The organism is Streptomyces sp. NPDC045956 (genome assembly GCF_056430705.1).
In genome coordinates this window covers 248123-274818 of the sequence record NZ_JBWKKZ010000004.1, presented here as the reverse complement: position 1 = coordinate 274818, position 26696 = coordinate 248123, and the positions used below count along the sequence as shown (strand labels likewise).

The window sequence follows — 26696 nt, the reverse complement described above, 5'->3', positions numbered from 1 at the left end:
GGTGTCGAGCGTATGCGACACCCGGCGCCGGGCCGCGCCCCCGTCGGCGGGTCGGTGACGCCCCTTGCCTGAGTTCCGTCCCCGCCCCTAGCCTGCTTTTGTGCCGCAAATAAACAAAACCCGATCGCACAACGCCGTGCCGGGTCCCCACGACGACCTCACCCGCCTCCGTGTCGCCCTGACCGCCTTCTTCGCCCTCGACGGCTTCGTCTTCGCCGGCTGGGTCGTCCGGATCCCCGCCATCAAGGAGCAGACCGGCGCCTCGGCCAGCGCCCTGGGGCTGGCGCTGCTCGGTGTCTCCGCGGGTGCCGTCGTCACCATGACCCTCACCGGGCGGCTCTGCCGCCGCTACGGCAGCCACCCCGTCACCGTCGCGTGCGCGGTCCTGCTCTGCCTCAGCATCGCCCTGCCCCCGCTCACCCACTCCGCCCTGGCCCTCGGCGCCGTCCTGCTGGTGTTCGGCAGCGCCTACGGCGGGATCAACGTCGCCTTCAACAGCGCCGCCGTCGACCTGGTGGCCGTGCTGCGGCGTCCCATCATGCCGAGCTTCCACGCGGCCTTCAGCCTCGGCGGCATGGTCGGCGCCGGGCTCGGCGGACTCGTCGCCGGGTCGCTGTCCCCGCTGCGGCACCTGCTCGGTCTCACCGCGATCGGCCTGCTCGTCACCCTGTTCGCGGGCCGTGCCCTGCTGCGCTGCGCACCCGCCGTCCCGCCGGACCGCAAGGCCGAGGACGACGGCGCCCCACGCCGGCTGGACCGCCGTACCCGCCGCCTCGTCATCACCTTCGGCCTGATCGCCCTCTGCACGGCCTACGGCGAGGGTGCCATGGCCGACTGGGGTGCCCTGCACCTGGAGCAGGACCTCGACGCCTCGCCGGGCATGGCGGCGGCCGGCTACTCCTGCTTCGCGCTCGCCATGACCGTGGGCCGGCTGACCGGCACCACGCTGCTGGAGCGACTCGGCCGCACCACCACGGTGGTGGCGGGCGGGACGACCGCCGTGGCCGGCATGCTCCTCGGCTCGCTCGCCCCGTCCGTCTGGGCCGCGCTGTTCGGCTTCGCCATCACCGGCCTCGGGCTCGCCAACATCTTCCCCGTGGCGGTGGAACGGGCGGGCGCGCTCGGCGGCCCCACCGGCGTCGCGACCGCGTCCACCCTCGGCTACAGCGGCATGCTGCTCGGGCCGCCGGCCATCGGATTCATGGCCGACTGGTTCTCCCTGCCGGCCGCGCTCACCAGCGTGGCGGCGCTCGCGGCGGTGGCGGTGCTGGTGGCGGTCGCCACCCGGCGTGCGGGGGTGCCGGGCTGAGGGGTCGGCCGCTTCCCCTCGGCCCGAGGGAGCGACCGTGTCCCCTCGCCGAGCAGGGACGACCGCGCCCCGGCTTCGTCCCGGCTTCCCCGTACCCGGTCCGGCGGCCACCCCTCAAGGTCACTCCCGCCGGCACACTCACCGTCTTGGAGACCACCGCGTTCGTCGAAGCCCTGCGCCGCGAGAACGACTTGCGGCCGCCTCCGCCGAACTCACCGGCCCCGACGCCAAGGTGTCGGCCCGACCGCGATACTCGTCCGCATGGACACCCACGGGCGACGACGTACCCAGGGCGAACGGGACGCCATCACCGTCGAGATCGGATACGCGCTGTGCAGCGCCGTGTTCGCGGCGGCAGTGCTGTACGCAGCCGTGGCGGGACCCGCGTACCTCTTCGACCCACCCCCGGGTGCCCGGGCGTTGCTCGTCGGCGTGGGCACGGTGCTGGCCGTCGCGGTGTTCCTGGCCCGCGTGGTGAGCGTGCTCGTCCGGTTCGGCCGGGGGGATCAGCCCGGTCGCAACAAGCCCGGTTCGTAGGCCGGGTGACCCGGGTGCGCCCAGTGCGGGCCATCGTCCGGACAGCCGGTACGTCACGGTGTTCCCCGCGGTCGTGGCAGCGCTCGCGGCGGGGTGCGCAGGACCTCGCCGAGGTGACCCGGCCCCGAGGGCGGGACCACCCGGAGGGCGTCCCGGTAGCGCTGGGTCCCCGTCTGCCAGGTGTGGTAACCGCTCATCCACGCGGTCATGACGCGCACGTAGCGGGCCACGTCGGCCCGCTCCCGCTCGGGCAGGGCGAGCTGAGCGCAGAGGGTGGGTACCTGTCCGGCCAGGTCCTGGAAGCGCAGGATGCGTCGGTCCACCTCGGCGCGGGCCGCGAGGAGGGCTTCGCCGCGGGTGAGGTGCCGGGCCTTCTCGAGGACGAGGACGAGGTTGTCCATGTCGCCGCGGGCCTCCTCCTTCTCCAGGGAGTACACGTCGTTGCACATCAGGGTGACGTCGATGGCGGCCCGGCGCATGATGCGCAGCTCGGGGCTGTGGAAGGCGGACGCCGGGAGGACGAGGCCGGCCGCGCGCTCCCCGAGCGAGAGGGGCAGGTCGGTGGCGGCGACGCCGCGTCTGACCTGTAGGTAGGCGTCGAGGTCTGCCGGGGTGCCGCGCAGACGGCCTCGCGCCTCGTGGGCCTGCGCGGCGAAGTAGTACTCCCACTCGTGTGCGGTACGGGCCGTCCAGGCCGGGTGGGCGCCGTCGATGCCGCGGGACCGGATGTCGGCGAACGCCCTCGTGCAGGGGTCCGCTCCGGTCGTTGGCGGGGCGCCGTGCGTGATGTCGATCAATGCCTGGCAGACGCGTCCGGTCTCGGCGGGGCTCCGGCCGAGGGGACCGTCGAACTGGTCGTCGAAGACGAAGAAGAACCCCATCGTGTCCGTCAGCAGGTCCAGGGCAGGACCCCGGGCGTACGGGAAGCCGAGCGCGGCCAGGCGCGGCATGTCCCAGGACGTGTACCAGGCCAGGGACCGGTCGTCACCGACCAGAGCGGTGCGGCGCACCCAGTCCTGGTTGTGCCTGCGGGCGCTCTCGAGGTCGGGGCTGACGTCCGTGGCGGCGGGAAGGTCGAAGTCCATGTCCTGTGGCACAGGTCCTCCCGGAGCCGTAGTGGGCGGCGCGGCGCGGGTGTGGGCCGGTCACGCGCGACCGGGCGGGGTCGTGAGGTCGAGGGCCGGCGACCCGGCCGCTCCGGCGCCCAGCCGGGCCAGGGAGTAGCCCATGGACTCGCTGACACTCCCCGGTGTGCGGAACGCCGCGGTGTCGCACACCTGCAGGAAACCGTCCCGGACCGTCTCCGGCGTGGGGTCCTCCGTCCACACGACACCTTCGGTGGCGCCCAGGAAGATCCGGGCGGTGCGACGGCCCGCGGCATGGAGGAGTCGGCCGGTGCAGGGGGCGCTGACATGGGCCAGCACTGCCACCACCGGGGCGACGTGCCGGGCGGGGAACAGGTCGGTGAGCAACGCGGTCGTCCGTTCGTCGTCGCGGACCGCCTCCAGGGACATGCGCGTCGCGGCGACGGGCACGACTGCGTTGACCTTGATGCCGTGTGCGGCTCCCTCCGCTGCCGAGGAGGTGGTCAACCCCAGCACGGCACCCTTGCCGGCGGCGTACGCGCTGAGCCCGGTGTCACCGAACAGGGCGTCGGAGCACGTGTTGACGATCCGCCCGTACCCGGTGGCGGTCATGTGCGGCCATACGGCCCGCAGCATGTTCAGCGTTCCGCCCGCGTGCGTGTCCAGTACCCGCCGGCACTCGTCGTCGGTGAGTTCGCCCAGCGGGCGCAGGACCGAGATGCCCGCGTTGTTGACGAGGGCGTCCAGCCGCCCCCACCGTTCCAGCGCGGCCGCGACGAGGGCCCGCGCTCCGGCGGCGGTGGCCACGTCGTGCCCGTCCGCCAGCGCCTGCCCGCCCGCAGCCCGGATCTCGTCGACCACGTCCCGAGCGGGTGCGGGCGACGTCCCGGGTCCGCCGGTCGTGGTCCCCACGTCGTTGACCATGACCCGCGCACCGCGCGCGGCCAGGAGCAGCGCGTACTCCCTGCCCAGTCCCCGGCCCGCGCCGGTCACCACGACCACACGGCCGTCGAAACGGACCTCGTCGTCTCCGTCGTCCACCCGCCCACCCACCTCTCCGAGACCACGCACCGGGACGGCAGTGCCCCCGGGCAACCGCCCACCCTGCCCCCGCAACCCGCCTCGGTGCAGGGAGCGCACGGACCGAGCGGACGCATTCGTTCGCACCTCGAACCCCTTTTCCGCTCCGTGCGCCCTGCCGCGCTCCGGCACGGTCCGTCGTGCCCGTGAGCGGGTCCGGCTCGATGCTGTGCCTGTGCCTGCGCCCGGGCCTGCGCCTGTGCCTGGCGGTGGAACAGGTGCGCCCGGGTCGGGAGGCGGCGCGGCGGACGTGCGACGTGATTCGGCCGGGCCCGACGGCCACCGGATGCCTGGCCGGAGTCGCGCGGATCATGCCGGGGCACCCCGTCGGCTCGTTGCTGGTGGGAAGCCCAGCGAGATGGCAGGCATGACACAAGACGGTGATGTGGTCGTTCCCGCCGGTTTCGAAGAGGCGAATCCCTTGGTGGTCGTTGCTGCCGCGATCGTTCAGGACGGGCACCTGCTCGTGGTGGGTAAGAAGGCGGCTCCCGACGTGTTCTACCTTCCCGGCGGGAAGCCGGACGCGGGCGAGGAGCTGCTGGAGGCGCTGGCCCGAGAGCTTGACGAGGAACTGGGAGTACGTCCGCTGGAGCCGGAGTTCCTGGCCGTCGTCGAGGCGAGCGCGGCTCTGGAGGGCGTGCCCATGAAGATGACGGTCCTCGAGGCGGCCATCGGCCCGGACCCCCGGCCCGCGGTCGAGCTGGCGGGCTTGCGATGGATCTCCGGCGGCGAACCGGACGTACGGCCGGCTCCCGCGGTGCGGGATCAGATCCTGCCGCTGCTCCGGGACCGGGGCCTGCTCGCCTGAGCCCAACGGCCCGCCGCCCCCCTCCGCATCGCTCCCCGTGAAGCCCGGACCGGCCGGCCCGGACCCGGACCCGGTGACCATCGAGCCGGTCGGGCGCCAGGCCGGGTTGCTTGAGCGAGGGCGGCCGGGACCATGCGTGTGAGCAGGGGGGAGCGAGCGTCTGAGCCACCGTGCCGTGGCCGGCCGGGCGCCCTGATCATCTGGATTCCGTATGAGCGATCTGCCCCCGCCCGTCACGCCCTTCCTGGAGCCGGCGGCGAAGGAACTCGCCGAAGCGACCGATCCCCACCCGCGGATCTACGAGGTTCCGCCGGAGAAGGGCCGCGAGATCCTCCTCGGCCTGCAGAGCGACACCAGCGTCCCCCGCCCCGACGTCGAGGAGGAGTAGGTCGAGGTCGACGCGGGCGAATGGGGCACGGTCCGTACCCGGATCATCAAGCCCAAGGGGGACTACCGGCCCGCTGCCGGTCGTCTTCTACATCCACGGCGCCGGCTGGGTCTTCGGCGACGAGAAGACCCACGACCGGCTCTTCCGGGAGCTGGCCGTCGGTGCGGGCGCGGCCGGGGTGTTCCCGGTGTACGACCGGGTGCCGGAGGCGAAGTACCCGACGCAGGGTCGAGCAGAACTACGCCGTGGGCCGGTGGCTGCTGGAGAACGGCTCCGACCACGGCCTGGACGTATTGCGCGTGGCGGTCACCGGTGAGTCCGTGGGCGGCTGCACGTCCGCCGTCTTCGCGCTCATGAACAAGGAGCGCGGCGGCCTCGACCCGAAGGCGCAGGTACTGCTCTGCCCCGTCGCCGACGCGGACTTCGACACCCCGTCGTACCGGCAGTTCGCCGAAGGCTGCTACCTGACCCGGGACGGCATGATCTGGTTCTGGGACCAGTACTCCGAGCCCGCTCAGCGCACCGAGCCGCACGCCGCTCCCCTGCGGGCGAGCCTGGAGCAGCTCAAAGGGCTGCCCACCACCCTGGTCATCACCGACGAGGCGGGCGTCCTGCGCGACGAGGGCGAGAAGTACGCCGACAAGCTGCGCGAGGCCGGCGTCGACGCCACCTCCGTACGCGTGGCCGGTATGGTCCACGACTTCCTGCTGCCAGACAGCCTCCGCGACACGCGCGCCGCGAACGTGGCCCGGCACTTGGCCGTCGACGCCCTGAAGAAGGCGCTCCACGACGGCTGACTCCGCGCAACGGCCGGGGCCGGGCAGGGCACCGGCCCCGCAAGTCATGCGTGCACGCCGTCCCACCACCCCGCAAGGGAAGGGGCGGGAGGTGGCGTCGTGCCGTCCGGCAGCGAGCCGCACGTCCCGGTGGGCGCGGTCGCCTCCCTCACCCGGAGGGGAAGACCAGGCCCACCCCGTGGGCGAGCCGTTCCGCCGCGTGGCGGAAGAACGTCTCCCGGTCCTCGACGACCCCGTTGAACTGCCCGAACACCTCGAAGCCGACCAGCCCGAACAGCTCGGCCCAGGCCGCCACGAACGCCGTCACCGTCTCCGGCGGAAGGTCGGGGGCGAGGTCCGCGGCCATGCGGTGGGCCTCGGGGCGCAGTTCGGCGGGCAGCGGAGGCTTGGCCAGACCAGGCCCCCGGTGCGCGTCGCGCACGATGCCCATGAACACGTAGGCCACCCGGGAGGCGGCGGGAACGGTGTCCGTCGGCGCGCTGTAACCGGGCACCGGCGAACCGTAGATCAACGCGTACTCGTGCGGGTGCGCCAGCGCCCACGTGCGCACCGCCTCGCACACCGCGGTCCAGCGGCGGATGTGCCCGGCGTCGGCCACCGCGCCGTGTGCCGCCTCGGCGGCCTCGCCCAGCGAGTTGTAGGCGTCGATGATGAGGGCGGTCAGGAGATCGTCGCGACTGGGGAAGTAGCGGTAGAGGGCGGATGACGCCATGCCCAGTTCGCGGGCCACTGCCCGCAGCGAGAGCTTGGCGGCGCCCTCGGCCGCGAGTTGCGCGCGCGCCGCGTCCTTGATGGCGGCGGTGACCTCGATACGGGCGCGGGCTCGAACGCCCTGTGCGGTGCTGCTCATGCGGTCCAGTGTTCCACAGCGCCGGAGCGGTGCACACAAACGAGATCGCCGCACGCAAACGAGAGCGGTGCGCACAATCGAGCGCGCCGTACACAAGTGCGAGCGATGCGCACAGTTGCGAGCGGTGCGCGCCCCTCCAGAGCACCGCTCCCCCGAAAGAGCGGCGCACGCAAACGAGAGCACCGCTCTTGCCTTTTCATGTCGACAGCGCGCACACTGGAAGCACGAAGAGAGCAGTGCTCACAAAAGTGAGCGACGCTCTTGGCGTCGGGGCGAGTCCTCGGCGCCTCAGCGACCTGGGGGTCACCGATGTCGTCAGCGACGTACTACCGCAAGGGCAGCAAGGCCAACGTCCGGTTCAACAGCGTCATCGGCTGGCTGGCCCGGCACGGTCTCAGCCTCGCCGGCGCCGCCGAGATGTCCGTCCGCGGCCGCAAGAGCGGACAGATGCAGCGCGTCCCCGTGAACCCGCACACTCACGGCGACGGGCAGTACCTCGTCTCCGCCCGCGGCCACTCCCAGTGGGTCCGCAACATGCGCGTCGCCGGGGGCGGGGAACTGCGCGTCGGGCGCCGCGTCCGCTGCTTCACCGCGGTGGAGCTTCCCGACGCGGAGAAGCTCCCGATCCTGCGGACCTACCTGGAGAAGTGGGGCTGGGAAGTGAACCAGTACTTCCAGGGCGTCACCGCCGCGTCCTCCGACGAGGAGATCGCCGCGGCCGCCGCGGACCACCCCGTCTTCCGGATCGAGGTCAGCCGCTGACCTCGTCGCCCGCGGCACCCGCGCCGTCCGGACCGCGCCCTGGAGTCGCCGCACCGCCCGCCGCATCCGCACCGCCTGCACCGCCCGCACCACCCACGCCGCTCGCGGAGCCCGCGGAGTCCGCGGAGTCCGCGGGATCCGCCGCAGCCGCCGGTCGCCGGTCGATCGCCGCCAGCGCCCGCTGTGCCAGCGGGTGGCCGCGGACCAGTTCGCCCAGCGAGGTCGAGCCCTGCGTGATGTCCCTGAACGCCTTCCACGCCGGACGGAATCCGGTCAGGGCGGCGTGGAAGAGCCCGGGCCGGCGCTCGAACACCGCCAGCATCCGCTTGCCGACGCTCATCTCGACGCCGAGTCCGGCCTTGATCGCGAAGGCGTAGTTCAGGGCCTGCTTGCGCGCGTCCACGGCGTCGTGCGCCTCGGAGATCCGCACCGCCCACTCCCCCGCGAGCCGCCCCGAGCGCAACGCGAACGAGATGCCCTCCCGCGTCCACGGTTCCAGCAGCCCCGCCGCGTCCCCGCAGACCAGGACCCGGCCGCGGGACAGCGGCGAGTCGTCGGCACGGCAGCGCGTGAGGTGGCCGGAGGAGATGCTCGGCTCGAAACCGGCGAGGCCGAGCCGGCCGACGAAGTCCTCCAGGTACCGCTTGGTCGCCGCGCCCTCGCCGCGGGCCGAGATGACACCGACCGTCAGCGTGTCGCCCTTGGGGAAGACCCAGCCGTAACTGCCGGGCATCGGCCCCCAGTCGATGAGCACCCGCCCCTTCCAGTCCTCGGCGACGGTCTCCGGCACCGGGATCTCCGCCTCCAGGCCGAGGTCGACCTGGTCGAGCTTCACCCCGACGTGCGCCCCTATGCGGCTGGCGCTGCCGTCGGCGCCGACGACCGCCCGCGCGAGGACCGTCTCGCCACCCTGGAGGACGACGGCGACCGTGCGCCGGTCCGGAACCGCCGACCCGTGCTGCTCCACCCGTGTGACCGTCGCCCCGGTGCGCAGCTCGGCGCCCGCCTTCTGGGCGTGCTCGACGAGTTGCTGGTCGAACTCGGGCCTGTTGATCAGCCCGAACAGTATCTGCCGGGAGCGCCGGGTCCGGGTGAACCGCCCGTTGTTCGAGAACGTCACCGCGTGCACGCGGTCCCGGAAGGGCAACTCGAAGCCGGGCGGCAGGGTGTCGCGCGAAGGACCGATGATGCCGCCGCCGCACGTCTTGTAGCGGGGCAGCTCCGCCTTCTCCAGCAACAGCACGCGCCGCCCCGCGACCGCCGCCGCGTAGGCGGCCGAGGCCCCTGCCGGTCCCGCGCCCACCACGACGACGTCCCAGACCTGACGCGCGTCGTCCGCCGAAGAGTTCTCGCTGCTCACGATGGTCTACTGCTCCGATCAAACCGCATGCCGCACCTGACCCCCGCATCCTACGGCGGGCATCGCCGCAGGCCACTGTGGGAGGATCGGGCCCATCAATCCAAGTACTCCTTGGTACAACGTCGCACCCACAAGGAGCGTGCCCATGTCGTCGAATCCGGTCGCCGAGACCGTCTCCGCCCTGATGCCGAGGGCTAAGGAGGAACTCGCCGCGCTGGTGGCCTTCAAGTCGGTGGCGGACTTCGACCAGTTCCCGCGGAGCGAGAGCGTGGGCGCCGCCGAGTGGATAGCCACCGCGCTGCGCGCCGAGGGCTTCCAGGACGTGGACCTGCTCGACACGCCGGACGGCACGCAGTCGGTCTACGGGTACCTGCCCGGCCCCGAGGGCGCGAAGACGGTGCTGCTCTACGCCCACTACGACGTGCAGCCGCCGCTGGACGAGGCCGGCTGGGTCACCCCTCCCTTCGAGCTGACCGAGCGCGACGGCCGCTGGTACGGGCGCGGTGCCGCCGACTGCAAGGGCGGCGTGCTGATGCACCTGCTCGCGCTGCGCGCGCTGAAGGCGAACGGCGGCGTGCCGGTGCACGTCAAGGTCATCGCCGAGGGCTCGGAGGAGCAGGGCACGGGCGGCCTGGAGCGGTACGCCGAGCAGCACCCCGAGTTGCTCGCGGCGGACACCGTCGTCATCGGCGACGCGGGCAACTTCCGGGTCGGGCTGCCGACGGTCACCTCGACGCTGCGCGGCATGACCCTGGTCCGGGTGAAGGTCGACACGCTCGAAGGCAACCTGCACTCGGGGCAGTTCGGCGGCGCGGCCCCCGACGCGCTGGCCGCCCTGATCCGCGCCCTGGACTCGCTGCGCGCCGAGGACGGTTCGACGACCGTCGACGGTCTGGCGGCGGACAGCGGGTGGGAAGGTCTGGAGTACGACGAGGAGCAGTTCCGCCGGGACGCCCGCGTCCTCGACGGCGTGGAACTGATCGGCTCCGGCTCGGTCGCCGACCGGATCTGGGCGCGCCCCGCCGTCACGGTGCTCGGCATCGACTGCCCGCCGGTCGTCGGCGCCACCCCGTCGGTGCAGGCGGGCGCCCGCGCGCTGGTCAGCCTGAGGGTGCCGCCGGGCGTGGACGCGGCCGAGGCCACCAAGCTGCTCCAGGCCCATCTGGAGGCACACACGCCGTGGGGCGCCCGGGTCGGTGTCGAACAGATCGGTCAGGGCCAGCCGTTCCGTGCCGACACCACCAGCCCCGCCTACCAGGCCATGGCGGACGCGATGGCGGTCGCGTACCCCGGGCAGGAGATGCAGTACGCCGGCCAGGGCGGCTCCATCCCGCTGTGCAACACCCTGGCCTCGCTCTATCCGCGGGCGGAGATCCTGCTGATCGGGCTGAGCGAGCCGGAGGCGCAGATCCACGCCGTGAACGAGAGCGTGTCCCCCGAGGAACTGAAGCGGCTGTCGGTGGCGGAGGCGCTGTTCCTGCGCAACTACGCGGCGAGCTGAGCCCACCCCCGGCCCCGCCCGCCTGAACGGGAAGCTGAGCCCGCCTCGGTCGCGATCGAGCCGCCCGGGTCCTGTCCTGCCGTCGGCAGCGCCCGTTGCGGCAGCGCCCGTTCCGGCGGCTCCCCGAGGGTGGCTTCGAGCGTCGGGCGCGGGTGACCGAGGTGGCCGGCGACGACATGCCGGACTGGGGCGGCGGGACGCGTGTCGTCCACGCCGTCGGCTGACGTCAGCCGACCGGAGTGCCCGCCTCCAGGTAGAGCGCCGCCCCCCGTTCCCGGGCCCGCAGGGCCCAGCGCAGCCGCTCGTAGCGGACCGGGGGGAGCAGGCCGGCCGCCTCGTCCTCGGTGACGAACCGCCAGGCACGCAGTTCCGGGCCGGGCAGCAGCACCCGCGCCGCGTCGGCGGAGTCGAGCCGGCCCCCGTCGAAGAGCAGGCGCAGCCCTCCGTAGCCGGGGGGCACAGGCGCCTCCCAGTCGACGACCAGCAGGGCGGGTACGTCGTCGAGGCGCAGGCCGGTCTCCTCGGCGACCTCGCGCATTCCGGCGCGGGCGGGTGCCTCGCCGGGTTCGACGACGCCGCCGGGGAACTCCCAGCCGGGCTTGTACGTCGGGTCGACGAGCAGCACCCGGTCCTGTTCGTCGAAGAGGAGCACGCCCGCGGCGGTGGTCTCGGCGGTGGGCTCGGGTGTCTGCACGATGTCGCAGACCGGCACGGAGCCGGAGCCGACGGCCTCGGCGATCCGTGCGGCGGCCTGGCACGGGGTGAGGGCGCCGGTGTCGATCGGGTGGGCGTCGGCCGTCAGCCAGGAGGCGAGGGCGGTCCGGTACGGCTCTATGTGGTCGTACGACCACTGCCGTACGCGTACCTCGCCGTCGGGCGCGCCCTCCAAGGTCTCGCGGCCCGCTATCCGCTCCCGCAGGATCGTTTCCGCCGGAGCCAGCAGGACGTGCCGCACCGCGATCCGGCGGGCGGCGAGGCCGCCGAAGATCTCGTCGCGGTACTCCTGGCGCAGCAGGGTCATGGGCACCACGAGCGTCCCGCCGAGCTCGGCGAGCATCGCGGCCGCCGTGTCGATCACCAGGCGGCGCCAGATCGGCAGATCCTGGAAGTCCCCGACCTCGGCGAGGCGCTTGGGCGGCAGGAGATGCGCGAGTGCGCCGCCGATGACCTCGGGGTCGAAGAGTGTGCTGTTCGGGATCAGTTCGATCAGTTCCCGTGCGGTGGTGGTCTTCCCCGCACCGAACGCGCCGTTGATCCAGACGACGGTCACAGGTCCCCCTCTTCTGTTGGCCCCCTGTGGCTTGCCCGCTCCACCCTGCCACGGAAACCAGGCCCAGTTGAGGGCGCACGACAACGGCGCCGACGCCCCTCGGAAGGGCACCGGCGCCGTGCGGTCCGTGCGGGGCGACGCGGCCCGTGCGTCAGCCCAGCTGCTTCAGGGTGTCCTCGTCCACGCTCAGGCTCTCGACGGCGACGGTGTCCTGGACGGTCCCGACGGCGTCCTCGACACCGAGGTGGAGCGGGAGTTCGGCCGGGGCGGAGTGGGAGGGGCTGACGGCGGCGACGACGAAACCGGTGGCCAGGGAGGCGATGGCGAGCATGCTGCGCTTCTTCATGCCCTGCTTCAACTGCGTCGCGGCTCCGTGGTCACGGCCGGGGGCGCCGGAGCCGCAGAATCGGTCCCCCGCCGGCCCCGGCCGGGACCCCGCTCGAACCCGCCCGCATCAGCACCCGCGCTCGGCTCAGACCCCCGCCGGGGTCACGCCGGCCGTCCTCGTGAGTGCCGCGGCGGCAGCGCCCACCAGCCCCGCGTCCGTCCCCATCTGGGCCGGCACCACCGTCAGGCGCTGCACGAAGGACAGGGTCGCGTAGTCGGTCAGGGCCTTGCGCAGGGGGGCGAAGAGGACGTCCCCCGCCTTGCCCACGCCTCCGCCGATCACCGCGATGTCGATCTCGACGAGGGTCGCGGTGGCCGCGATGCCGGCGGCCAGGGCCTGCGCGGCCCGTTCGAAGGACGCCACGGCGACCGGGTCGCCCAGCCGGGCGGCGGCGGCGACCGCGGCGGCGGAGGTGTCGCCGTCCGGACCGGGACGCCAGCCGGCGTCCAGGGCACGCCGCGCGATGTTGGGGCCGCTCGCTATGCGCTCCACGCAGCCGCGCGCGCCGCACGGGCACGGGTCACCGTCCAGGTCCACGCTGATGTGACCGATGTGCCCGGCGTTGCCCGTGGGGCCAGGGTGCAGCCGTCCGTCCAGGACCAGACCGCCGCCGACACCCGTGGAGACCACCATGCACAACGCGTTGTCGTGCCCGCGGGCGGCGCCCTGCCAGTGTTCGGCCGCCGTGATGGCCACCCCGTCGCCGATCAGCTCGACGGGCAGGCCACCGGCGACGGCACGGACCCGACGGACGAGCGGGTAGTCGCGCCAGCCGGGCACGTTCACCGGGCTCACGGTGCCGGCGGAGGCGTCCACCGGGCCCGCGCTGCCGATACCGACGGCCGTGGCCCGTCCCCACAGCGGCGACGCCGCCAGCTCCCCGATCACGGCCTCGACGGCCCGCATCACGGTGTCGCCGTCCTCCCGGGCGGGCGTGGCGCGCTGCGCGCGGGCCTGGATGTGGCCGTGGCCGTCCACCAGCGCCCCGGCGATCTTGGTGCCGCCGATGTCCAGCGCTGCCACGAGATCGGTGTGCATCAGAGTCGGATCTCCCCGTCGGACCGAAAAAGAAGGAATGACGAACCCAAGAGCACGCAGCAGACCGGCCCCCGGGTGGGGGACGAGGGCCGGAGAGTGCGATGAACAGTGTCTCCCGCATCTGACAACGTTGTCCAGGCTCTATGCTCGACGCCACATCCTCATACAAACGCACGACCGACACATCCCCTCGGACGACACCGTGGACGACAGGAGCCGACGCACTCCCGTGGACGACAGGACAGGACACCGCATCGTGCCCCACACGCCCCGCCGCGCAGACCGCCTCCCCGGGAACCGTTACGGCAATCGGCCGACCATGAAGGACGTCGCCGCCCGGGCCGGGGTCGGTCTCAAGACCGTCTCCCGGGTGGTCAACGGCGAGCCGGGGGTCACTCCGGAGACGGAGCGCCGGGTCCAGGAGGCCATCGACGCGCTCGGCTTCCGCCGCAACGACAGCGCGCGGGTGCTGCGCAAGGGCCGTACGGCCAGCATCGGCCTGGTCCTGGAGGATCTGGCCGACCCCTTCTACGGGCCGCTCAGCCGTGCCGTGGAAGAGGTGGCCCGCGCCCACGGGGCCCTGTTGATCAACGGGTCCAGCGCGGAGGACCCGGACCGCGAACAGGAGCTGGTGCTGGCGCTGTGCGCGCGGCGCGTGGACGGCCTGGTGGTGATCCCGGCCGGGGACGACCACCGGTACCTGGAGCCCGAGCTCAAGGCGGGCGTCGCCACGGTCTTCGTCGACCGTCCGGCGGGCCGGATCGACGCCGACGTGGTGGTGTCCGACAACTTCGGCGGCGCCCGGGACGGTGTCACCCACCTCATCGCGCACGGGCACCGCAGGATCGGCTTCATCGGTGACATGCCGCGCATCCACACCGCCGCCGAGCGGCTGCGCGGCTACCGGGCCGCCATGGAGGACGCGGGCATACCGGTGAAGGACTCCTGGATGTCCCTGGGCGTCACCGACCCCGAGCGGGTGCGCAGGGCGGCGGAGGAGATGCTGGCCGATCCGCACCCGGTCACCGCGATCTTCACCGGCAACAACCGGGTCACGGTCACCGTGATCCGTGTGCTGGCCGAGCACACGCGCGCGGTCGCCCTCGTCGGCTTCGACGACATCGAGCTGGCCGACCTGCTTCAGCCGGGCGTCACCGTGGTCGCCCAGGACGCGGCGGCCCTCGGCCGGACCGCTGCCGAACGGCTCTTCCAGCAGCTGGACGGCACCCTGCTCACGCCCGACCGCATCGAACTGCCCACCAGGCTGGTCACCCGGGGTTCGGGCGAGCTGCGGCCGGCGGACTGAGCGGCCCCGTGACGGACGACCCCACGGACGGGCGCGACGCGGGCACACGAGCGCGGACCTCCGCCCGGACCGCACCGGATGCCACCGACAGCACGGACCGGACCCTGCGGAGCCTCGGGCTGGACGGGGTCCCGCGCGAGGAGCCGCTGCTCTACCCCGGCGCGTGGCCGCGGGAGTCGGGGCTGCTCGACGGGGACCGGCTGCTGCCGCTGGACCGGCTGACGTACGAGGACCGCGTCCCCGTACTGGCCATCGGCTCCAACGCGTCCCCGGCCCAGCTCCGGCACAAGATGGCGGAGTTCGGGGTCGACGCCCCGCTGCCCATGGTCCGGGCCCGGGTCACCGGCGTCGACATCGGCGTCTCCGCCCACGTGAGCCGCATGGGGTACCTGTCCGCCTCACCGGTGGGCGCCCCCGGCGTCGTACGGGAGCTGTTCGTCCTCTGGCTCGACACCGAGCAGCTCGCGGTGATCGACGCGAGCGAGGGGGTGCCGATGGCGGGCGGCAACTTCGACCGGGCCTGGCTCCCCGCGCCCGACGTACGCGTGGAGCCCGAGGAGGGCACGGTGCTGCGCGGCGCCTACGCCTACGTCAACCGGCACGGTGTCCTGCGCGGCGCTGACGGAGCGGTGCGCGGGCACCCCGGCGACCAGCGGGTGCTGATCGGCGAGCTGCTGGGCGGGTCGGCCCGGCTGCGGGGGCTGTTCGGGACGACGCCCGAGGAGTTCTGCGCGCGGGCCCGGGCCGACCGGCGGCTGTGCGAGCGGGGGACGCGGCTGTTCGCCGAGGAGGGCCGGGCGACCGCGTCCGGCCTGGAGCGCTACGTGCACTCCGACGGCCGGGCGGGCGGCCCCGCGCCGCTCCCCCGCACCCAGCCGCCGCCTACTGCGCCGATGCCGTGAGGTCACCGCGCCGCGGCGAGGAGAAGCCCTCCAGGTCGGCGCGGGTCAGCCCGGTCAGCCGGGCCACCTCGCCGATGTCGAGGGCGCCGCAGTCCAGACCGCGCAGCAGGTAGCCGCTGAGGGCCTTCGCGGTGGCGGGCTCGTCCATGACGTCGCCGCCGGTGCGGTTGGCGTAGCGGGCGAGGCGGGCGGCCGCCTGCTCGAAGCCCTCGCGGTAGAAGGCGAAGACGGCCGCGTACCGGGTGGGGATGTGACCGGGGTGCATGTCCCAGCCCTGGTAGTAGGCGCGGGCCAGGGCGCGGCGGGTCAGGCCGAAATGCAGGCGCCAGGCGTCGTGGACCTTCGCGGTGGGGCCGACCGGCAAGACGTTGGTGGAGCCGTCCGAGACGCGTACACCGGTGCCGGCGGCGGCGACCTGCATGATCGCCTTGGCGTGGTCGGCGGCCGGGTGGTCGCTGGCCTGGTGGGCGGCGGAGACGCCGAGGCAGGCGCTGTAGTCGAAGGTGCCGTAGTGGAGGCCGGTGGCGCGGCCCTCGGCGGCCTGGATCATGCGGGCGACGGCGGCGGTGCCGTCGGCGGCCAGGATGGACTGGCTGGTCTCGATCTGGATCTCGAAACCGATCCGGCCGGGCTCCAGGCCGCGCGCCTTCTCGAAGGCCTCCAGGAGCCGCACCATGGCGGTGACCTGCTCGGGGTACGTCACCTTGGGCAGGGTGAGCACCAGCCCGTCGGGCAGGCCGCCGGCCTCCATCAGGCCGCTGAGGAAGACGTCGAGGGTGCGGATGCCCCGGGCCCGCACCGGGGCCTCCATGCACTTCATGCGGATGCCCATGTACGGGGCCGCCGTGCCCCGGTCGTACGCCTCGGCGATCAGACGTGCCGCGCGGGCCGCGGCCTCGTCCTCCTCGGCGTCGGAACGGTTCCCGTACCCGTCCTCGAAGTCGACGCGGAGGTCCTCGATCGGTTCGCGCTCCAGCTTGGCGCGCACGCGGCTGTACACGGGCTCGGCGAGGTCGTCGGCGAGGCCGAGGACGGCGGCGAAGGAGGCGGCGTCCGGCGCGTGCTCGTCGAGGGCCGCGAGTGCCTGGTCGCCCCAGGTGCGGATCGTGTCGGCGGCGAAGACGTCGCCCGGGACGTAGACGGTGTGGACGGGCTGACGGGTGCCCGGGTCGCCGGGGTAGCAGCGCTCCAGTTCCGCGTCGACCGGCGCGAGGGAGGCACTGATCTCCTCGCTGACGGCGCCCGCGAGGCTCGTTGCCACCTTCTCCTGCTGACCCATCCCACACCCTCCTGTTTTCCGCTGAACGGAATCAATAATCCGTAGAGCGAAGTTATCTGCCGGTCACGCGCCGGTCAACACCCATCCTGCGCAGACACCGAGGCCCCCGCGACCAGGACGGTCGCGGGGGCCTCGGCCGGTGTCCGGGGGATGCTCAGCCCTTGCGGGTCTTCACTTCCTCGGTCAGCTGCGGGACGACGTCGAAGAGGTCGCCGACGACGCCGTAGTCGACGAGGTCGAAGATCGGGGCCTCGGCGTCCTTGTTGATCGCCACGATCGTCTTCGAGGTCTGCATGCCCGCACGGTGCTGGATGGCGCCGGAGATGCCGGAGGCGATGTACAGCTGCGGGGAGACCGACTTGCCGGTCTGGCCGACCTGGTTGGTGTGCGGGTACCAGCCGGCGTCCACCGCGGCGCGCGAGGCGCCCACGGCCGCGCCGAGGGAGTCGGCGAGGGCCTCGATGATCGCGAAGTTCTCCGCGCCGTTCACGCCGCGGCCGCCGGAGACGACGATCGCGGCCTCGGTCAGCTCCGGGCGGCCGGTCGACTCGCGCGGGGTGCGCGAGGTGACCTTGGTGCCGGTCGCGGCGGCGGAGAAGGTCACGGACAGGGCCTCGACCGCACCGGCGGCCGGGGCCGCCTCGACGGCCGCGCTGTTCGGCTTGACCGTGATGACCGGGGTGCCCTTGGAGACACGGGACTTGGTGGTGAAGGCGGCGGCGAACACCGACTGGGTGGCCACCGGGCCCTCGTCGCCGGCCTCCAGGTCGACGGCGTCGGTGATGACGCCGGAGCCCAGGCGCAGCGCCAGGCGGGCGGCGATCTCCTTGCCCTCGGCGGAGGACGGGACCAGCACGGCGGCCGGGGAGACGGCTTCGACGGCGGCCTGGAGGGCGTCGACCTTGGGGACGACCAGGTAGTCGGAGTACTCGGCGGCCTCGTGGGTGAGGACCTTCACGGCGCCGTGCTCCGCGAGGGCGGCGGCGGTGTCGCCGGCGCCGTTGCCGAGGGCCACGGCGACGGGCTCGCCGACGCGGCGGGCGAGCGTCAGCAGCTCCAGGGTGGGCTTGCGGACGGCACCGTCCACGTGGTCGACGTAGACGAGAACTTCAGCCATGGGACTTCTTCTCTCCTGCTTGCGAGATGTGAGGGGCGGTCGGCCGGGCGGGGCTCAGATGAACTTCTGGCCCGCGAGGAACTCGGCGAGCTGCTTGCCGCCCTCGCCCTCGTCCTTGACGATCGTGCCCGCGGTGCGCGCCGGGCGCTCCGCCGCGGAGTCGACCGTGGTGTAGGCGTTCTCCAGACCGACCTCGTCCTCGTCGATGTCGAGGTCCGACAGGTCCCAGGACTGAACCGGCTTCTTCTTCGCCGCCATGATGCCCTTGAACGACGGGTAACGCGCCTCGCCCGACTGGTCGGTGACCGAGACGACGGCCGGCAGGGACGCCTCCAGCTGCTCCGTGGCGGCGTCGCCGTCGCGGCGGCCCTTGACCGTGCCGCCCTCGACCGAGACCTCGGACAGCAGCGTCACCTGCGGCACGCCCAGGCGCTCCGCGAGCAGGGCCGGGACGACGCCCATGGTGCCGTCGGTGGAGGCCATGCCGGAGATGACCAGGTCGTAGCCGGCCTTCTCGACGGCCTTGGCCAGGACCAGGGAGGTGCCGATGGCGTCGGTGCCGTGGAGGTCGTCGTCCTCGACGTGGATGGCCTTGTCCGCGCCCATGGACAGCGCCTTGCGCAGCGCGTCCTTCGCGTCCTCGGGGCCCACCGTCAGGACGGTGATCTCCACGTCGTCGTCGGAGTTCTCCGAGATCTGCAGCGCCTGCTCGACCGCGTACTCGTCCAGTTCGGAGAGCAGACCATCGACGTCGTCGCGGTCGACGGTCAGGTCATCGGCGAAGTGCCGGTCGCCGGTGGCGTCGGGCACGTACTTCACGGTGACAACGATCCTCAAGCTCACGCCGGCTCTCCTACTGCGTCGACATTTCAGTGCTGCCTCTTGCAGGCAGCATAGGCGCCCCAAGCGGCCGATCCCGGTCGGGGCGACCCGCGCTCCGCCCGGAATATTACTCGTCAGTACATCCAGTTCTTTCCCGCTAAGCAAGCGCTTTGAACTGTGACCTTCGCAACGCAGCGTAACCGGAACCCGACGCCTCCGCAGAAGCGCCCCGGAGGACGGTCACTCCCGCAGTCCGTTGTATCGCCCCTGGTGGTAGAGGAGTGGACTGCCGAGGCCCGTGGGGTCGCCGAGCAGGACCTCCGCGAGCACGACCCGGTGGTCGCCCGCGGGCACGCGGCCGACGACGCGGCACACGAGCCAGGCGAGCACACCGTCCAGCACGGGCACGCCCTCGGGACCCTCGCCCCAGGCGGTGGGCGGCGCGAACCGGTCGGCGCCGCTGCGGGCGAACGTGGCCGCCAGCTCCTCCTGGTGCTCGCCGAGCAGGTGGACGCCGACGTGCTCCGCCTCGGACACCGCGGGCCAGCTCGAGGAGCCTGCCCCGATGCCGAAGGAGAGCAGCGGCGGCTCGGCGGAGACCGAGGCGAGGGAGGTCGCCGTGAACCCGACGGGGCCGGCGTCACCGCGCGCGGTGATCACCGCGACCCCCGCCGCATGGCGCCGGAAGGCGGACCGGAGCAGGTCGGCGCCGGCGAGCCGCGCCGCGGCCAGGTCGGGGGTGACCGTCATACGGGATGTCCTTCCGCGGGGCGCCTCGGTCCGGGGCGTGGGGATCGAGGACCTGGGGGCAGGCTGACGACGGGTGGCACACACAGTCAAATACGTCCCGGAAGCTGGAAGCCGTGGAGAACGCCTCACCGGTGAGGTGTCGGTCGTCACACCGCCTCGCCCAGCGCGGCGATGACGTCCGCCTTGCGCGGCTGCCCCACGGCGCGCCGTACGACACGTCCGCCGGCGTCGAGGACCAGCACGGTGGGGGTCTTGAGCACGCCGAGGGCGCGGACCAGCTCCAGGCGGGCCTCGGCGTCGACCTCGACGTGGACGACGCCCGGGACCATGCCGGCCACCTCCGCGAGGATCCGCCGGGTGGCCCGGCAGGGGGCGCAGAAGGCGCTGGAGAACTGGACGAGCGTCGCGCGGGCGCCCAGCTCCCCGTCCAGGTCGCTCGCGTCAAGGCGGGGGCCGTCCGGATCGAGCCGCCTGCCGTCGCCCTGCCCGCCCACCCGCGCACTCCGTTCCGCCGCCCCGCGGCACTCCCGGGCACGCCTCACACGCGTGCCACCAGTTCGGTCGTCCACAGGTGCAGCGCTCGGGGGACGGGTGAGATTCCCGGGTCACCGGCGTGTTTCGGCCATCGGAGGGCCGGGACGTGATGAGGATCTCGCCGTGGGCGGGCACCAAGGCTGGTACACCGGCCGTTCTTGGGGCACGATCTGCGACAAGCCGTAAACCTACGGCTGCGTAACTTTTGACTGGGAGCCCCTTCCCAGGCTGACAAGGAAGGGTTCGACCCGCCCATGGCTGAACTCGTCTACCGCCCGGTGGTCGGTCTCGCCCGCACGCTGTTCAAGGTGTGGGACCTCAAGATCGACTGCCAGGGTTCGGAGAACATCCCGCGCTCGGGCGGCGCCGTGCTGGTGAGCAACCACATCAGCTACCTGGACTTCATCTTCGACGGCCTGGCCGCGCTGCCCCAGAAGCGTCTGGTGCGCTTCATGGCGAAGGAGTCGGTCTTCCGGCACCGGGTCTCCGGCCCGCTGATGCGCGGCATGAAGCACATCCCCGTGGACCGCAAGCAGGGCGAGGCGGCGTATGCGCACGCCCTGGACTCGCTGCGGTCCGGCGAGATCGTGGGGGTCTTCCCGGAGGCGACGATCTCCGAGTCGTTCACGCTCAAGAGCTTCAAGTCGGGGGCAGCGCGCCTGGCGCAGGAGGCCGGCGTCCCGCTGGTCCCGATGGCGGTGTGGGGCACCCAGCGACTGTGGACCAAGGGGCACCCGCGCAACTTCAAGCGCAGCCACACCCCGATCACGATCCGGGTCGGCGAGGCGATGGAGGCCCCCCGCGACCAGTACGCGGGCGCCATCACCCGTCGGCTGCGCGAGCGGGTCCAGGAGCTGCTGGAGGCGGCGCAGCGCGCCTACCCGGTGCGCCCCAAGGGAGCGGACGACACCTGGTGGATGCCGGCCCACCTCGGCGGCACCGCCCCCACCCCGGAGCAGGTGCGCACGGCCGAGGCGCACTGAGCCCGCCCCGGGCCGCCTCCCCTACGACGGCAGCCCGGGCGGGAGCGTCGCCCAGAGGCGGGAGCGGTCGGTGGCGGCCTTCAGGACGTCCAGGACGACCGGGTGCGGCGCCGCGTACAGCTGCGGGTAGTCCTCCTCACCGGCCGCGGTGTCCGGCGTGAAGGCCAGCCGCTCCTGCCCGAGCGAGAATCGGGCGTCCACGCCGGGCTTGTTGCCCCGCGGGTCCTGCCGGTGCCAGGCGCCGTCGAGCCGGACGGCGACCAGCCCGTGCAGCACACCGAGCCGCTGGTAGCACAGGGCGGTCGGGATGTCCTCGGCCCGCAGCAGCGCGGCCAGCGCGTGCGCCTTGGCGTAGCAGATGCCGGTGCGCTGCTCCAGGACGTCCGAGGCGCGCCAGGTGACGCGCGGATCTCCGGAGTCGTGCGAGTGCGGGATGGTGTCGCGTACGAACTCGAAGGCCAGCCGTGCATAGGCATACGAGTCCTCGGCTTCCTTGGCCAGCCGCCCGGCCACGTCCCGCACACGCGGATGGTGGTGGTCGATGGCATCGTCGGCGGCAAGGTAGTCGGACAGATCGGGGGACTTCTGGATCAGCTCCATGCCCGCAGAGCATAGGAACACGATCACCCTCCGGTCAATGACTTTTCAGTTGAACGCATATCTATGCATGACCTGGGCACGCTCCCGCCGACCGGGTCACCGTGCGGCGGTCAGACCCGGTGCGAAAGGTCCGACAGGCGTACGCCGTGCAGTACGCGCAGGCGCCGCAGTTGCCAGTAGGCCAGGAGGACCAGCGTCACCGGACCGGTGAGGCCGAGGACCAGCCGCACCGGCATGGAGACCCGGTCGTACATCGGGTCCCCCAGCGTGGGGAGGGTCAGGCAGAGCATGTAGAGCGTGGGCAGCAGCACCGGAAGGCAGTCGTTGACGTCGGCGGTGCGCCCTCCGTTGAGGACGAGCAGGAACATGCCGTAGACACCGAAGAGACCGAGCCACAGGCCGCCGGCGGCCGCCACGGGTGATTCCGGCGGCCAGTCGGAGAGGCCGGTCTGAACGACGACCATCCATGAGGCGCAGGCGAGGACGTAGGCCAGGAGGGGGCCGCGCCACAGCTTGGTCGCGGCCCACTTCCGGCCCTTGGGAGCCATCGCGACCGCCATGCCGCAGAGGTTGAAGACCAACAGCATGGCGCCGCCCGTGTAGGCGAAGCTCTCCCAGAACCGGCCGGGGATCTCGCGCGCGGGCACGAGCCCGAGGACCAGCCAGGCGGCGACGGTCAGGGCGAGACCGAGTGCGCCGCGGAAGATCAGCGCCCTGTTCATCGCGCGGTCCCTGACCCGGTCGGGGCGAGTCGGTGAGCACAGGCGGTGGGCCGCGATCACCGGCACCAGCCAGCTCAGCCACCACAGGACACCGCGCCGCCCGCGGGGCGGGACCCGGAGGAGGGGCGCGGGAGTCGGGCGGGGGCGGGCCCCCGGGGGCGGCGCACTCGGACGTCTCGTACTCGGTAGCGCCATCGCTGCCCCCCAGGTCCGGTCTCCGCACCACCTTAGGGAGGGGCCGCCTCGGCGTCACCGGGGCGGCCCGAACGAGGACCGGCCCGGATCCGTCGTGCGGACCGGGCCGGCCGGAGGGAGCTGCGGGTGGCGGCGGGGTCTAGCGCGCCATCTCCTCCTTGAGGGCCGCCACGAAGGTGTCCACGTCGTCCTCGGTGGTGTCGAAGGCGCACATCCAGCGGACGTCGCCCGCGGCCTCGTCCCAGAAGTAGAAGCGGAACCGCTTCTGCAGGCGTTCGCTCACCTCGTGCGGCAGTCGGGCGAAGACCGCGTTGGCCTGCACCGGGTAGAGGATCTCCACGCCGTGCACGGCCCGCACTCCCTCGGCCAGGCGCTGGGCCATCTCGTTGCCGTGGCGGGCGTTGCGCAGCCACAGGTCCTTGGCGAGCAGGGCCTCCAGCTGCACCGACACGAAGCGCATCTTGGAGGCGAGCTGCATCGACAGCTTGCGCAGGTGCTTCATGTGGCGCACGGCGTCCTGGTTCAGGACCACGACCGCCTCGCCGAACAGGGCGCCGTTCTTGGTGCCGCCGAGCGAGAGGAGGTCGACGCCGACCGCGTTGGTGAAGGTGCGCATGGGCACGTCGAGGGAGGCGGCGGCGTTGGCTATCCGGGAGCCGTCCAGGTGCACCCGCATGCCGTGCGCGTGGGCGTGCTCGCAGATCGCGCGGATCTCGTCGGGCGTGTAGAGGGTGCCCAGCTCGGTGCTCTGGGTGATCGAGACGACCTGCGGCATCGCACGGTGCTCGTCGTCCCAGCCGTAGGCCTGCCGGTCGATCAGGTCGGGCGTGAGCTTGCCGTCGGGGGTGGGGACGGTGAGCAGCTTCAGGCCGCCCATGCGCTCGGGGGCGCCTCCCTCGTCGACGTTGATGTGCGCGCTCTCGGCACAGATCACCGCGCCCCAGCGGTCGGTGACCGCCTGGAGCGCGACGACGTTGGCACCGGTGCCGTTGAAGACCGGGAACGCCTCGGCGCCGGAGCCGAAGTGGCTGCGGATCACCCGCTGGAGGTTCTCGGTGTACTCGTCCTCGCCGTACGCGACCTGGTGACCGCCGTTGGCCAGGGCCAGGGCGGCCATCACCTCGGGGTGTGCGCCGGCGTAGTTGTCACTGGCGAAACCGCGGACCTCGGGGTCGTGGTGGCGACGCGCGTCGGTCTTCGGAGGGTTCACGGCTTCTCGGTCAGCCACAGACGGTTTCCGTTCACTTCCGCGGCGGACTTCTCCCAGACTCCGGCGACGGCCTCGGCGAGGTCGCGCACGTCCGTGAAGCCCGCGAACTTCGCGTTGGGGCGCTCGGCGCGCATCGCGTCGTGCACCAACGCCTTGACCACCAGGATCGCAGCCGCCGACGTCGGGCCCTGCTCGCCCCCCGCCTTGCGGAAGTAGTCCGCCATGGCCAGCGTCCACGCCTCGGCGGCGGCCTTGGCGGCCGAGTAGGCGGCGTTGCCCGCGGTGGGGTTGCTCGCACCCGCGGCGCTGATCAGGACGTAGCGTCCGCGGTCGCTGCGCTGGAGCGCCTCGTGGAAGGCGAGGGAGGTGTGCTGCACGGTGCGGATCAGCAGCAGCTCCAGCAGGTCCCAGTCGTCGAGGTTGGTCTTGGTGAAGCTCTGGCTGCCGCGCCAGCCGCCGACGAGGTGGACGAGGCCGTCGATCCGCCCGTACTCCTTCTCGATGCCGTCGGCCCACTCGCGGACGGAGTCCCGGTCGAGCAGGTCGACGGTCTCGCCGGTGACGGTGGCGCCGCCGTGCGCGTAGCGCGCCGCGTCGACCGCCTCGGCCAGCCGCTGCGGGTCGTTGTCCGCACCGACGACCGTCGCGCCCGCCTCCGCCAGCCGCAGCAGCGCGGCCCGTCCGGCGGGCCCGCCCGCTCCCGCCACCGCGATCACCGCGCCGTCGAGCGCCCCGTTCCCCATGGTCCTCGCCTCCCGAGCCTGTGCCTGTGCCTGCCTGTCCGTACCGTCGCTCACGCGGCGGCCCGCTCGGCGCCGTCCCTGGTGATGCCCCGGGTCGACGCGATCACGCCCTTGAGCTTCTTGGACAGGGCCTCGTAGAACATGCTGAGCGGAAACTCGTCAGGAAGCACGTCATCGACGAGTTTGCGCGGCGGCAGGGTCAGGTCCAGGGCGTCGGGGCCCTTGGCCCACTTCGAGCCCGGGTGCGGGGCGAGGTAGGTGGAGACCAGCTCGTAGCCGGCGAACCAGTGGACCAGCTTGGGCCGGTCGATGCCGTCGCGGTAGAGCGTCTCGATCTCGGCGCACAGCTCGTTGGTGACCTGGGGGGCGCGCTGCCAGTCGATGAAGAGCTTGTTGTCGGTCCAGCGGACGACGTCGTGCTTGTGCAGGTAGGCGAAGAGGAGCTGGCCGCCCAGGCCGTCGTAGTTGCGCACGCGCTCGCCGGTGACCGGGAAGCGGAACATCCGGTCGAAGAGCACCGCGTACTGCACGTCACGGGCCTGCGGGACGCCGTCGCCCTCCAGCTTCACGGCCTCCCTGAAGGCGGTGAGGTCGCAGCGCAGCTCTTCCAGGCCGTACATCCAGAACGGCTGGCGCTGCTTGATCATGAACGGGTCGAAGGGCAGGTCGCCGTGGCTGTGGGTGCGGTCGTGGACCATGTCCCACAGGACGAAGGCCTCCTCGCAGCGCTTCTGGTCGTCGACCATCGCGGCGATGTCCTCGGGCAGCTCCAGGCCGAGGATGCCGACGGCGGCCTCGGTGACGCGGCGGAAGCGGGCGGCCTCGCGGTCGCAGAAGATGCCGCCCCATGAAAAGCGCTCGGGGGCCTCGCGCACGGCGATGGTCTCCGGGAAGAGGACGGCCGAGTTGGTGTCGTAGCCCGAGGTGAAGTCCTCGAAGGTGATGCCGCAGAAGAGCGGGTTGTCGTACCGGGTGCGCTCCAGTTCGGCCAGCCAGTCGGGCCAGACCATGCGCAGCACGACCGCTTCGAGGTTCCGGTCGGGGTTGCCGTTCTGCGTGTACATGGGGAAGACGACCAGGTGCTGGAGGCCGTCCGCACGGCTCGCGGCGGGCTGGAAGGCCAGCAGCGAGTCGAGGAAGTCGGGCACCTGGAAACCGCCGTCGGCCCACCGGCCGAGGTCCTTCACGAGGGCCTCGTGGTAGGCGCCGTCGTGCGGGAGCAGCGGGGACAGCTCCTGGACGGCCCCGGCGACACGGCGTACGGCGTCCTCGGCGGCGGCCCGGTCCGGGGCGCCCTCGGAGTCGAAGTCGATCGACCCGTCCTTGGACTGCCATGGCCGGATCCGCTCCACGGCATCCTTGAGCACGGGCCACGCCGGGTGCTCCACCACCCTGCTTGCCGGAGGAACGTTCCCCTCCGCACCCACCTGCACAAGAATTTCCGTCATGTCCCATCCTCCACGGGAGAAGCTATCGTCAGGACACCGTATGCATACGAGGTTTCTTCCAGCAAGGGAGGCCTCCGTAAATTATCCTGCCCGACCCGGTCCTCGACCGCATTTTTTCCTGCGGGGTCCTGGAGTCGTATACCAGGCGCGGCAGAGGGGAAACGGTCCGGCAGGGCCGTTAGGCTGCGCCCTGCCATCGCCGCCGTCGACGGAAGCGAGTCGAGCCTTGAACTTCCTCACCATCGGTCACCGCGGAGCGATGGGTGTCGAACCCGAGAACACCCTGCGTTCCTTCGTCGCCGCCGAGCGGGCCGGCCTCGACGTCGTCGAGCTGGACCTGCACCTGAGCAAGGACGGCGCGCTCGTCGTCATGCACGACGCCGACGTGGACCGCACCACGGACGGCACTGGCGCGATCGCCGGCAAGACCCTCGAGGAACTGCGGGCGCTGGACGCGGGCCGCGGGGAGCGGATCCCGGTCTTCGAGGAGGTGCTGGACGCCGTCTCGGTGCCGTTGCAGGCCGAGATCAAGGACGCGGCGGCGGCGCGGACGCTCGCCGAGGTGATGCACCGGCGGGACCTGGTGGACCGGGTGGAGGTGATCTCGTTCCACGACGAGGCCATCGTCGAGATCGCCCGGCTGGTGCCGGGGGTGCGGACCGCCCTGGTCGCGCAGTACTACGGCCCCGAGGTCGTGGACCGTGCCGTCGAGGCCGGTGCCGGGACCCTGTGCCTGGACATCAACCGCATCACGCTGGAGATCGTGGAACGGGCCCGCAAGGCAGGCCTCCGCGTCCTGTGCTGGACGGTGAACACGCAGGACCAGCTGCGGCTGGTGCGGGCCCTCGGTCTCGACGGCGCGACGACCGACTACCCGGAGATCAAGCGCACCGGCCGCTTCACGGCGTGAGC

General features: G+C 72.5%; 26 protein-coding genes and 1 pseudogene. 10 read left to right on the top strand and 17 right to left on the bottom strand.

Translation table 11 applies throughout. The features are described 5' to 3' along the window. Positions 1 to 136 precede the first annotated feature (136 nt). The gene (locus AC07FV_RS13455) at positions 137 to 1309 is read left to right on the top strand and encodes an MFS transporter (protein WP_479087022.1); all 1173 of its coding nucleotides are present in this window, start codon (positions 137 to 139) and stop codon (positions 1307 to 1309) included. 261 nt (positions 1310 to 1570) lie between these two features. Then, positions 1571 to 1846, top strand: coding sequence for a DUF6332 family protein (locus tag AC07FV_RS13450; protein WP_479087021.1), 276 nt, complete (start codon positions 1571 to 1573; stop codon positions 1844 to 1846). Between the two features lie 53 nt (positions 1847 to 1899). Here AC07FV_RS13450 and AC07FV_RS13445 read toward each other — a convergent pair whose 3' ends face one another. Together AC07FV_RS13445 and AC07FV_RS13440 are read right to left on the bottom strand one after the other, a co-directional pair. Then, the gene (locus tag AC07FV_RS13445; protein WP_479087020.1) at positions 1900 to 2943 is read right to left on the bottom strand and encodes a terpene synthase family protein; all 1044 of its coding nucleotides are present in this window, start codon (positions 2941 to 2943) and stop codon (positions 1900 to 1902) included. A gap of 48 nt (positions 2944 to 2991) precedes the next feature. Next, positions 2992 to 3972: an SDR family NAD(P)-dependent oxidoreductase gene (locus tag AC07FV_RS13440; RefSeq protein ID WP_479087018.1), complete on the bottom strand. Its 981-nt coding sequence runs from the start codon at positions 3970 to 3972 to the stop codon at positions 2992 to 2994. Positions 3973 to 4378: 406 nt separating this feature from the next. Between AC07FV_RS13440 and AC07FV_RS13435 the strand changes: the two genes are divergently transcribed. Continuing rightward, positions 4379 to 4819, top strand: a complete 441-nt coding sequence (locus AC07FV_RS13435; RefSeq protein WP_479087016.1) for an NUDIX hydrolase — start codon at positions 4379 to 4381, stop codon at positions 4817 to 4819. 211 nt (positions 4820 to 5030) lie between these two features. Beyond that, positions 5031 to 6004 (top strand): annotated as a pseudogene (locus AC07FV_RS13430) (alpha/beta hydrolase). Positions 6005 to 6152: 148 nt separating this feature from the next. On the opposite strand, the gene AC07FV_RS13425 reads toward AC07FV_RS13430, so the two are convergent. Beyond that, entirely contained in the window at positions 6153 to 6854 is a 702-nt protein-coding gene (locus AC07FV_RS13425) for a TetR/AcrR family transcriptional regulator (RefSeq protein WP_479087014.1), read from the bottom strand. Between the two features lie 309 nt (positions 6855 to 7163). Between AC07FV_RS13425 and AC07FV_RS13420 the strand changes: the two genes are divergently transcribed. After that, positions 7164 to 7616, top strand: coding sequence for a nitroreductase family deazaflavin-dependent oxidoreductase (locus AC07FV_RS13420; protein WP_479087012.1), 453 nt, complete (start codon positions 7164 to 7166; stop codon positions 7614 to 7616). Here the strand turns inward: AC07FV_RS13420 and AC07FV_RS13415 are convergent. After that, on the bottom strand, positions 7606 to 8976 hold the full coding sequence (locus AC07FV_RS13415) for a geranylgeranyl reductase family protein (protein WP_479087010.1): 1371 nt from the start codon (positions 8974 to 8976) through the stop codon (positions 7606 to 7608). The genes AC07FV_RS13420 and AC07FV_RS13415 overlap by 11 nt on opposite strands. A 145-nt stretch (positions 8977 to 9121) precedes the next feature. On the opposite strand from AC07FV_RS13415, the gene AC07FV_RS13410 reads away from it, so the two are divergent. After that, positions 9122 to 10477, top strand: coding sequence for a M20/M25/M40 family metallo-hydrolase (locus AC07FV_RS13410; protein WP_479087009.1), 1356 nt, complete (start codon positions 9122 to 9124; stop codon positions 10475 to 10477). Positions 10478 to 10703: 226 nt separating this feature from the next. On the opposite strand, the gene AC07FV_RS13405 is transcribed toward AC07FV_RS13410, so the two are convergent. The 3 genes from AC07FV_RS13405 to AC07FV_RS13395 form a co-directional block, all read right to left on the bottom strand. Further along, positions 10704 to 11747 (bottom strand): NUDIX hydrolase, encoded by a 1044-nt coding sequence (locus AC07FV_RS13405; protein ID WP_479087008.1) that lies wholly within the window; start codon positions 11745 to 11747, stop codon positions 10704 to 10706. A 151-nt stretch (positions 11748 to 11898) separates the two neighbouring features. Then, complete coding sequence (locus tag AC07FV_RS13400) at positions 11899 to 12093, bottom strand: hypothetical protein (protein ID WP_383636759.1); 195 nt, start codon at positions 12091 to 12093, stop codon at positions 11899 to 11901. A gap of 126 nt (positions 12094 to 12219) precedes the next feature. Continuing rightward, positions 12220 to 13173 (bottom strand): ROK family protein, encoded by a 954-nt coding sequence (locus tag AC07FV_RS13395; RefSeq protein WP_479087007.1) that lies wholly within the window; start codon positions 13171 to 13173, stop codon positions 12220 to 12222. Between the two features lie 229 nt (positions 13174 to 13402). On the opposite strand from AC07FV_RS13395, the gene AC07FV_RS13390 reads away from it, so the two are divergent. Together AC07FV_RS13390 and AC07FV_RS13385 are read left to right on the top strand one after the other, a co-directional pair. Next, entirely contained in the window at positions 13403 to 14479 is a 1077-nt protein-coding gene (locus AC07FV_RS13390; RefSeq protein ID WP_479087006.1) for a LacI family DNA-binding transcriptional regulator, read from the top strand. A gap of 104 nt (positions 14480 to 14583) precedes the next feature. Further along, the gene (locus tag AC07FV_RS13385; RefSeq protein WP_479087361.1) at positions 14584 to 15381 is read left to right on the top strand and encodes a hypothetical protein; all 798 of its coding nucleotides are present in this window, start codon (positions 14584 to 14586) and stop codon (positions 15379 to 15381) included. On the opposite strand, the gene AC07FV_RS13380 is transcribed toward AC07FV_RS13385, so the two are convergent. The 5 genes from AC07FV_RS13380 to AC07FV_RS13360 form a co-directional block, all read right to left on the bottom strand. Then, entirely contained in the window at positions 15362 to 16660 is a 1299-nt protein-coding gene (locus tag AC07FV_RS13380) for a DUF6986 family protein (RefSeq protein ID WP_479087005.1), read from the bottom strand. The two genes, AC07FV_RS13385 and AC07FV_RS13380, sit on opposite strands and share 20 nt — an antisense overlap. Positions 16661 to 16814: 154 nt before the next feature. Further along, complete coding sequence (locus tag AC07FV_RS13375; RefSeq protein ID WP_479087003.1) at positions 16815 to 17777, bottom strand: electron transfer flavoprotein subunit alpha/FixB family protein; 963 nt, start codon at positions 17775 to 17777, stop codon at positions 16815 to 16817. 54 nt (positions 17778 to 17831) lie between these two features. Next, positions 17832 to 18620 (bottom strand): electron transfer flavoprotein subunit beta/FixA family protein, encoded by a 789-nt coding sequence (locus AC07FV_RS13370; protein ID WP_479087002.1) that lies wholly within the window; start codon positions 18618 to 18620, stop codon positions 17832 to 17834. A 219-nt stretch (positions 18621 to 18839) separates the two neighbouring features. Beyond that, the gene (locus AC07FV_RS13365; protein ID WP_479087001.1) at positions 18840 to 19349 is read right to left on the bottom strand and encodes a flavin reductase family protein; all 510 of its coding nucleotides are present in this window, start codon (positions 19347 to 19349) and stop codon (positions 18840 to 18842) included. Between the two features lie 146 nt (positions 19350 to 19495). Next, positions 19496 to 19843: a TlpA family protein disulfide reductase gene (locus AC07FV_RS13360; protein ID WP_479086999.1), complete on the bottom strand. Its 348-nt coding sequence runs from the start codon at positions 19841 to 19843 to the stop codon at positions 19496 to 19498. Positions 19844 to 20137: 294 nt separating this feature from the next. Between AC07FV_RS13360 and AC07FV_RS13355 the strand changes: the two genes are divergently transcribed. Continuing rightward, positions 20138 to 20866, top strand: coding sequence for a lysophospholipid acyltransferase family protein (locus tag AC07FV_RS13355; protein ID WP_356606696.1), 729 nt, complete (start codon positions 20138 to 20140; stop codon positions 20864 to 20866). A gap of 21 nt (positions 20867 to 20887) precedes the next feature. Here the strand turns inward: AC07FV_RS13355 and AC07FV_RS13350 are convergent, their stop codons facing one another. The 5 genes from AC07FV_RS13350 to AC07FV_RS13330 all read right to left on the bottom strand — a co-directional run bounded on the left by AC07FV_RS13350 (position 20888) and on the right by AC07FV_RS13330 (position 25784). Beyond that, positions 20888 to 21466: a transglutaminase domain-containing protein gene (locus AC07FV_RS13350; RefSeq protein ID WP_479086997.1), complete on the bottom strand. Its 579-nt coding sequence runs from the start codon at positions 21464 to 21466 to the stop codon at positions 20888 to 20890. A 110-nt stretch (positions 21467 to 21576) separates the two neighbouring features. Further along, positions 21577 to 22188 (bottom strand): hypothetical protein, encoded by a 612-nt coding sequence (locus tag AC07FV_RS13345; protein ID WP_479086996.1) that lies wholly within the window; start codon positions 22186 to 22188, stop codon positions 21577 to 21579. 334 nt (positions 22189 to 22522) lie between these two features. After that, complete coding sequence (locus AC07FV_RS13340; RefSeq protein WP_479086994.1) at positions 22523 to 23593, bottom strand: threonine aldolase family protein; 1071 nt, start codon at positions 23591 to 23593, stop codon at positions 22523 to 22525. Then, a complete protein-coding gene (locus tag AC07FV_RS13335) occupies positions 23590 to 24336 on the bottom strand; it encodes an SDR family NAD(P)-dependent oxidoreductase (protein ID WP_479086993.1) in 747 nt (248 codons plus the stop codon). Before AC07FV_RS13335 ends, AC07FV_RS13340 begins: the two co-directional genes overlap by 4 nt. A 50-nt stretch (positions 24337 to 24386) precedes the next feature. After that, a complete protein-coding gene (locus tag AC07FV_RS13330) occupies positions 24387 to 25784 on the bottom strand; it encodes a DUF6421 family protein (protein WP_479086992.1) in 1398 nt (465 codons plus the stop codon). A 226-nt stretch (positions 25785 to 26010) separates the two neighbouring features. Between AC07FV_RS13330 and AC07FV_RS13325 the strand changes: the two genes are divergently transcribed. Beyond that, positions 26011 to 26694, top strand: coding sequence for a glycerophosphodiester phosphodiesterase (locus AC07FV_RS13325; RefSeq protein WP_479086990.1), 684 nt, complete (start codon positions 26011 to 26013; stop codon positions 26692 to 26694). The last annotated feature ends 2 nt before the right edge of the window (positions 26695 to 26696 follow it).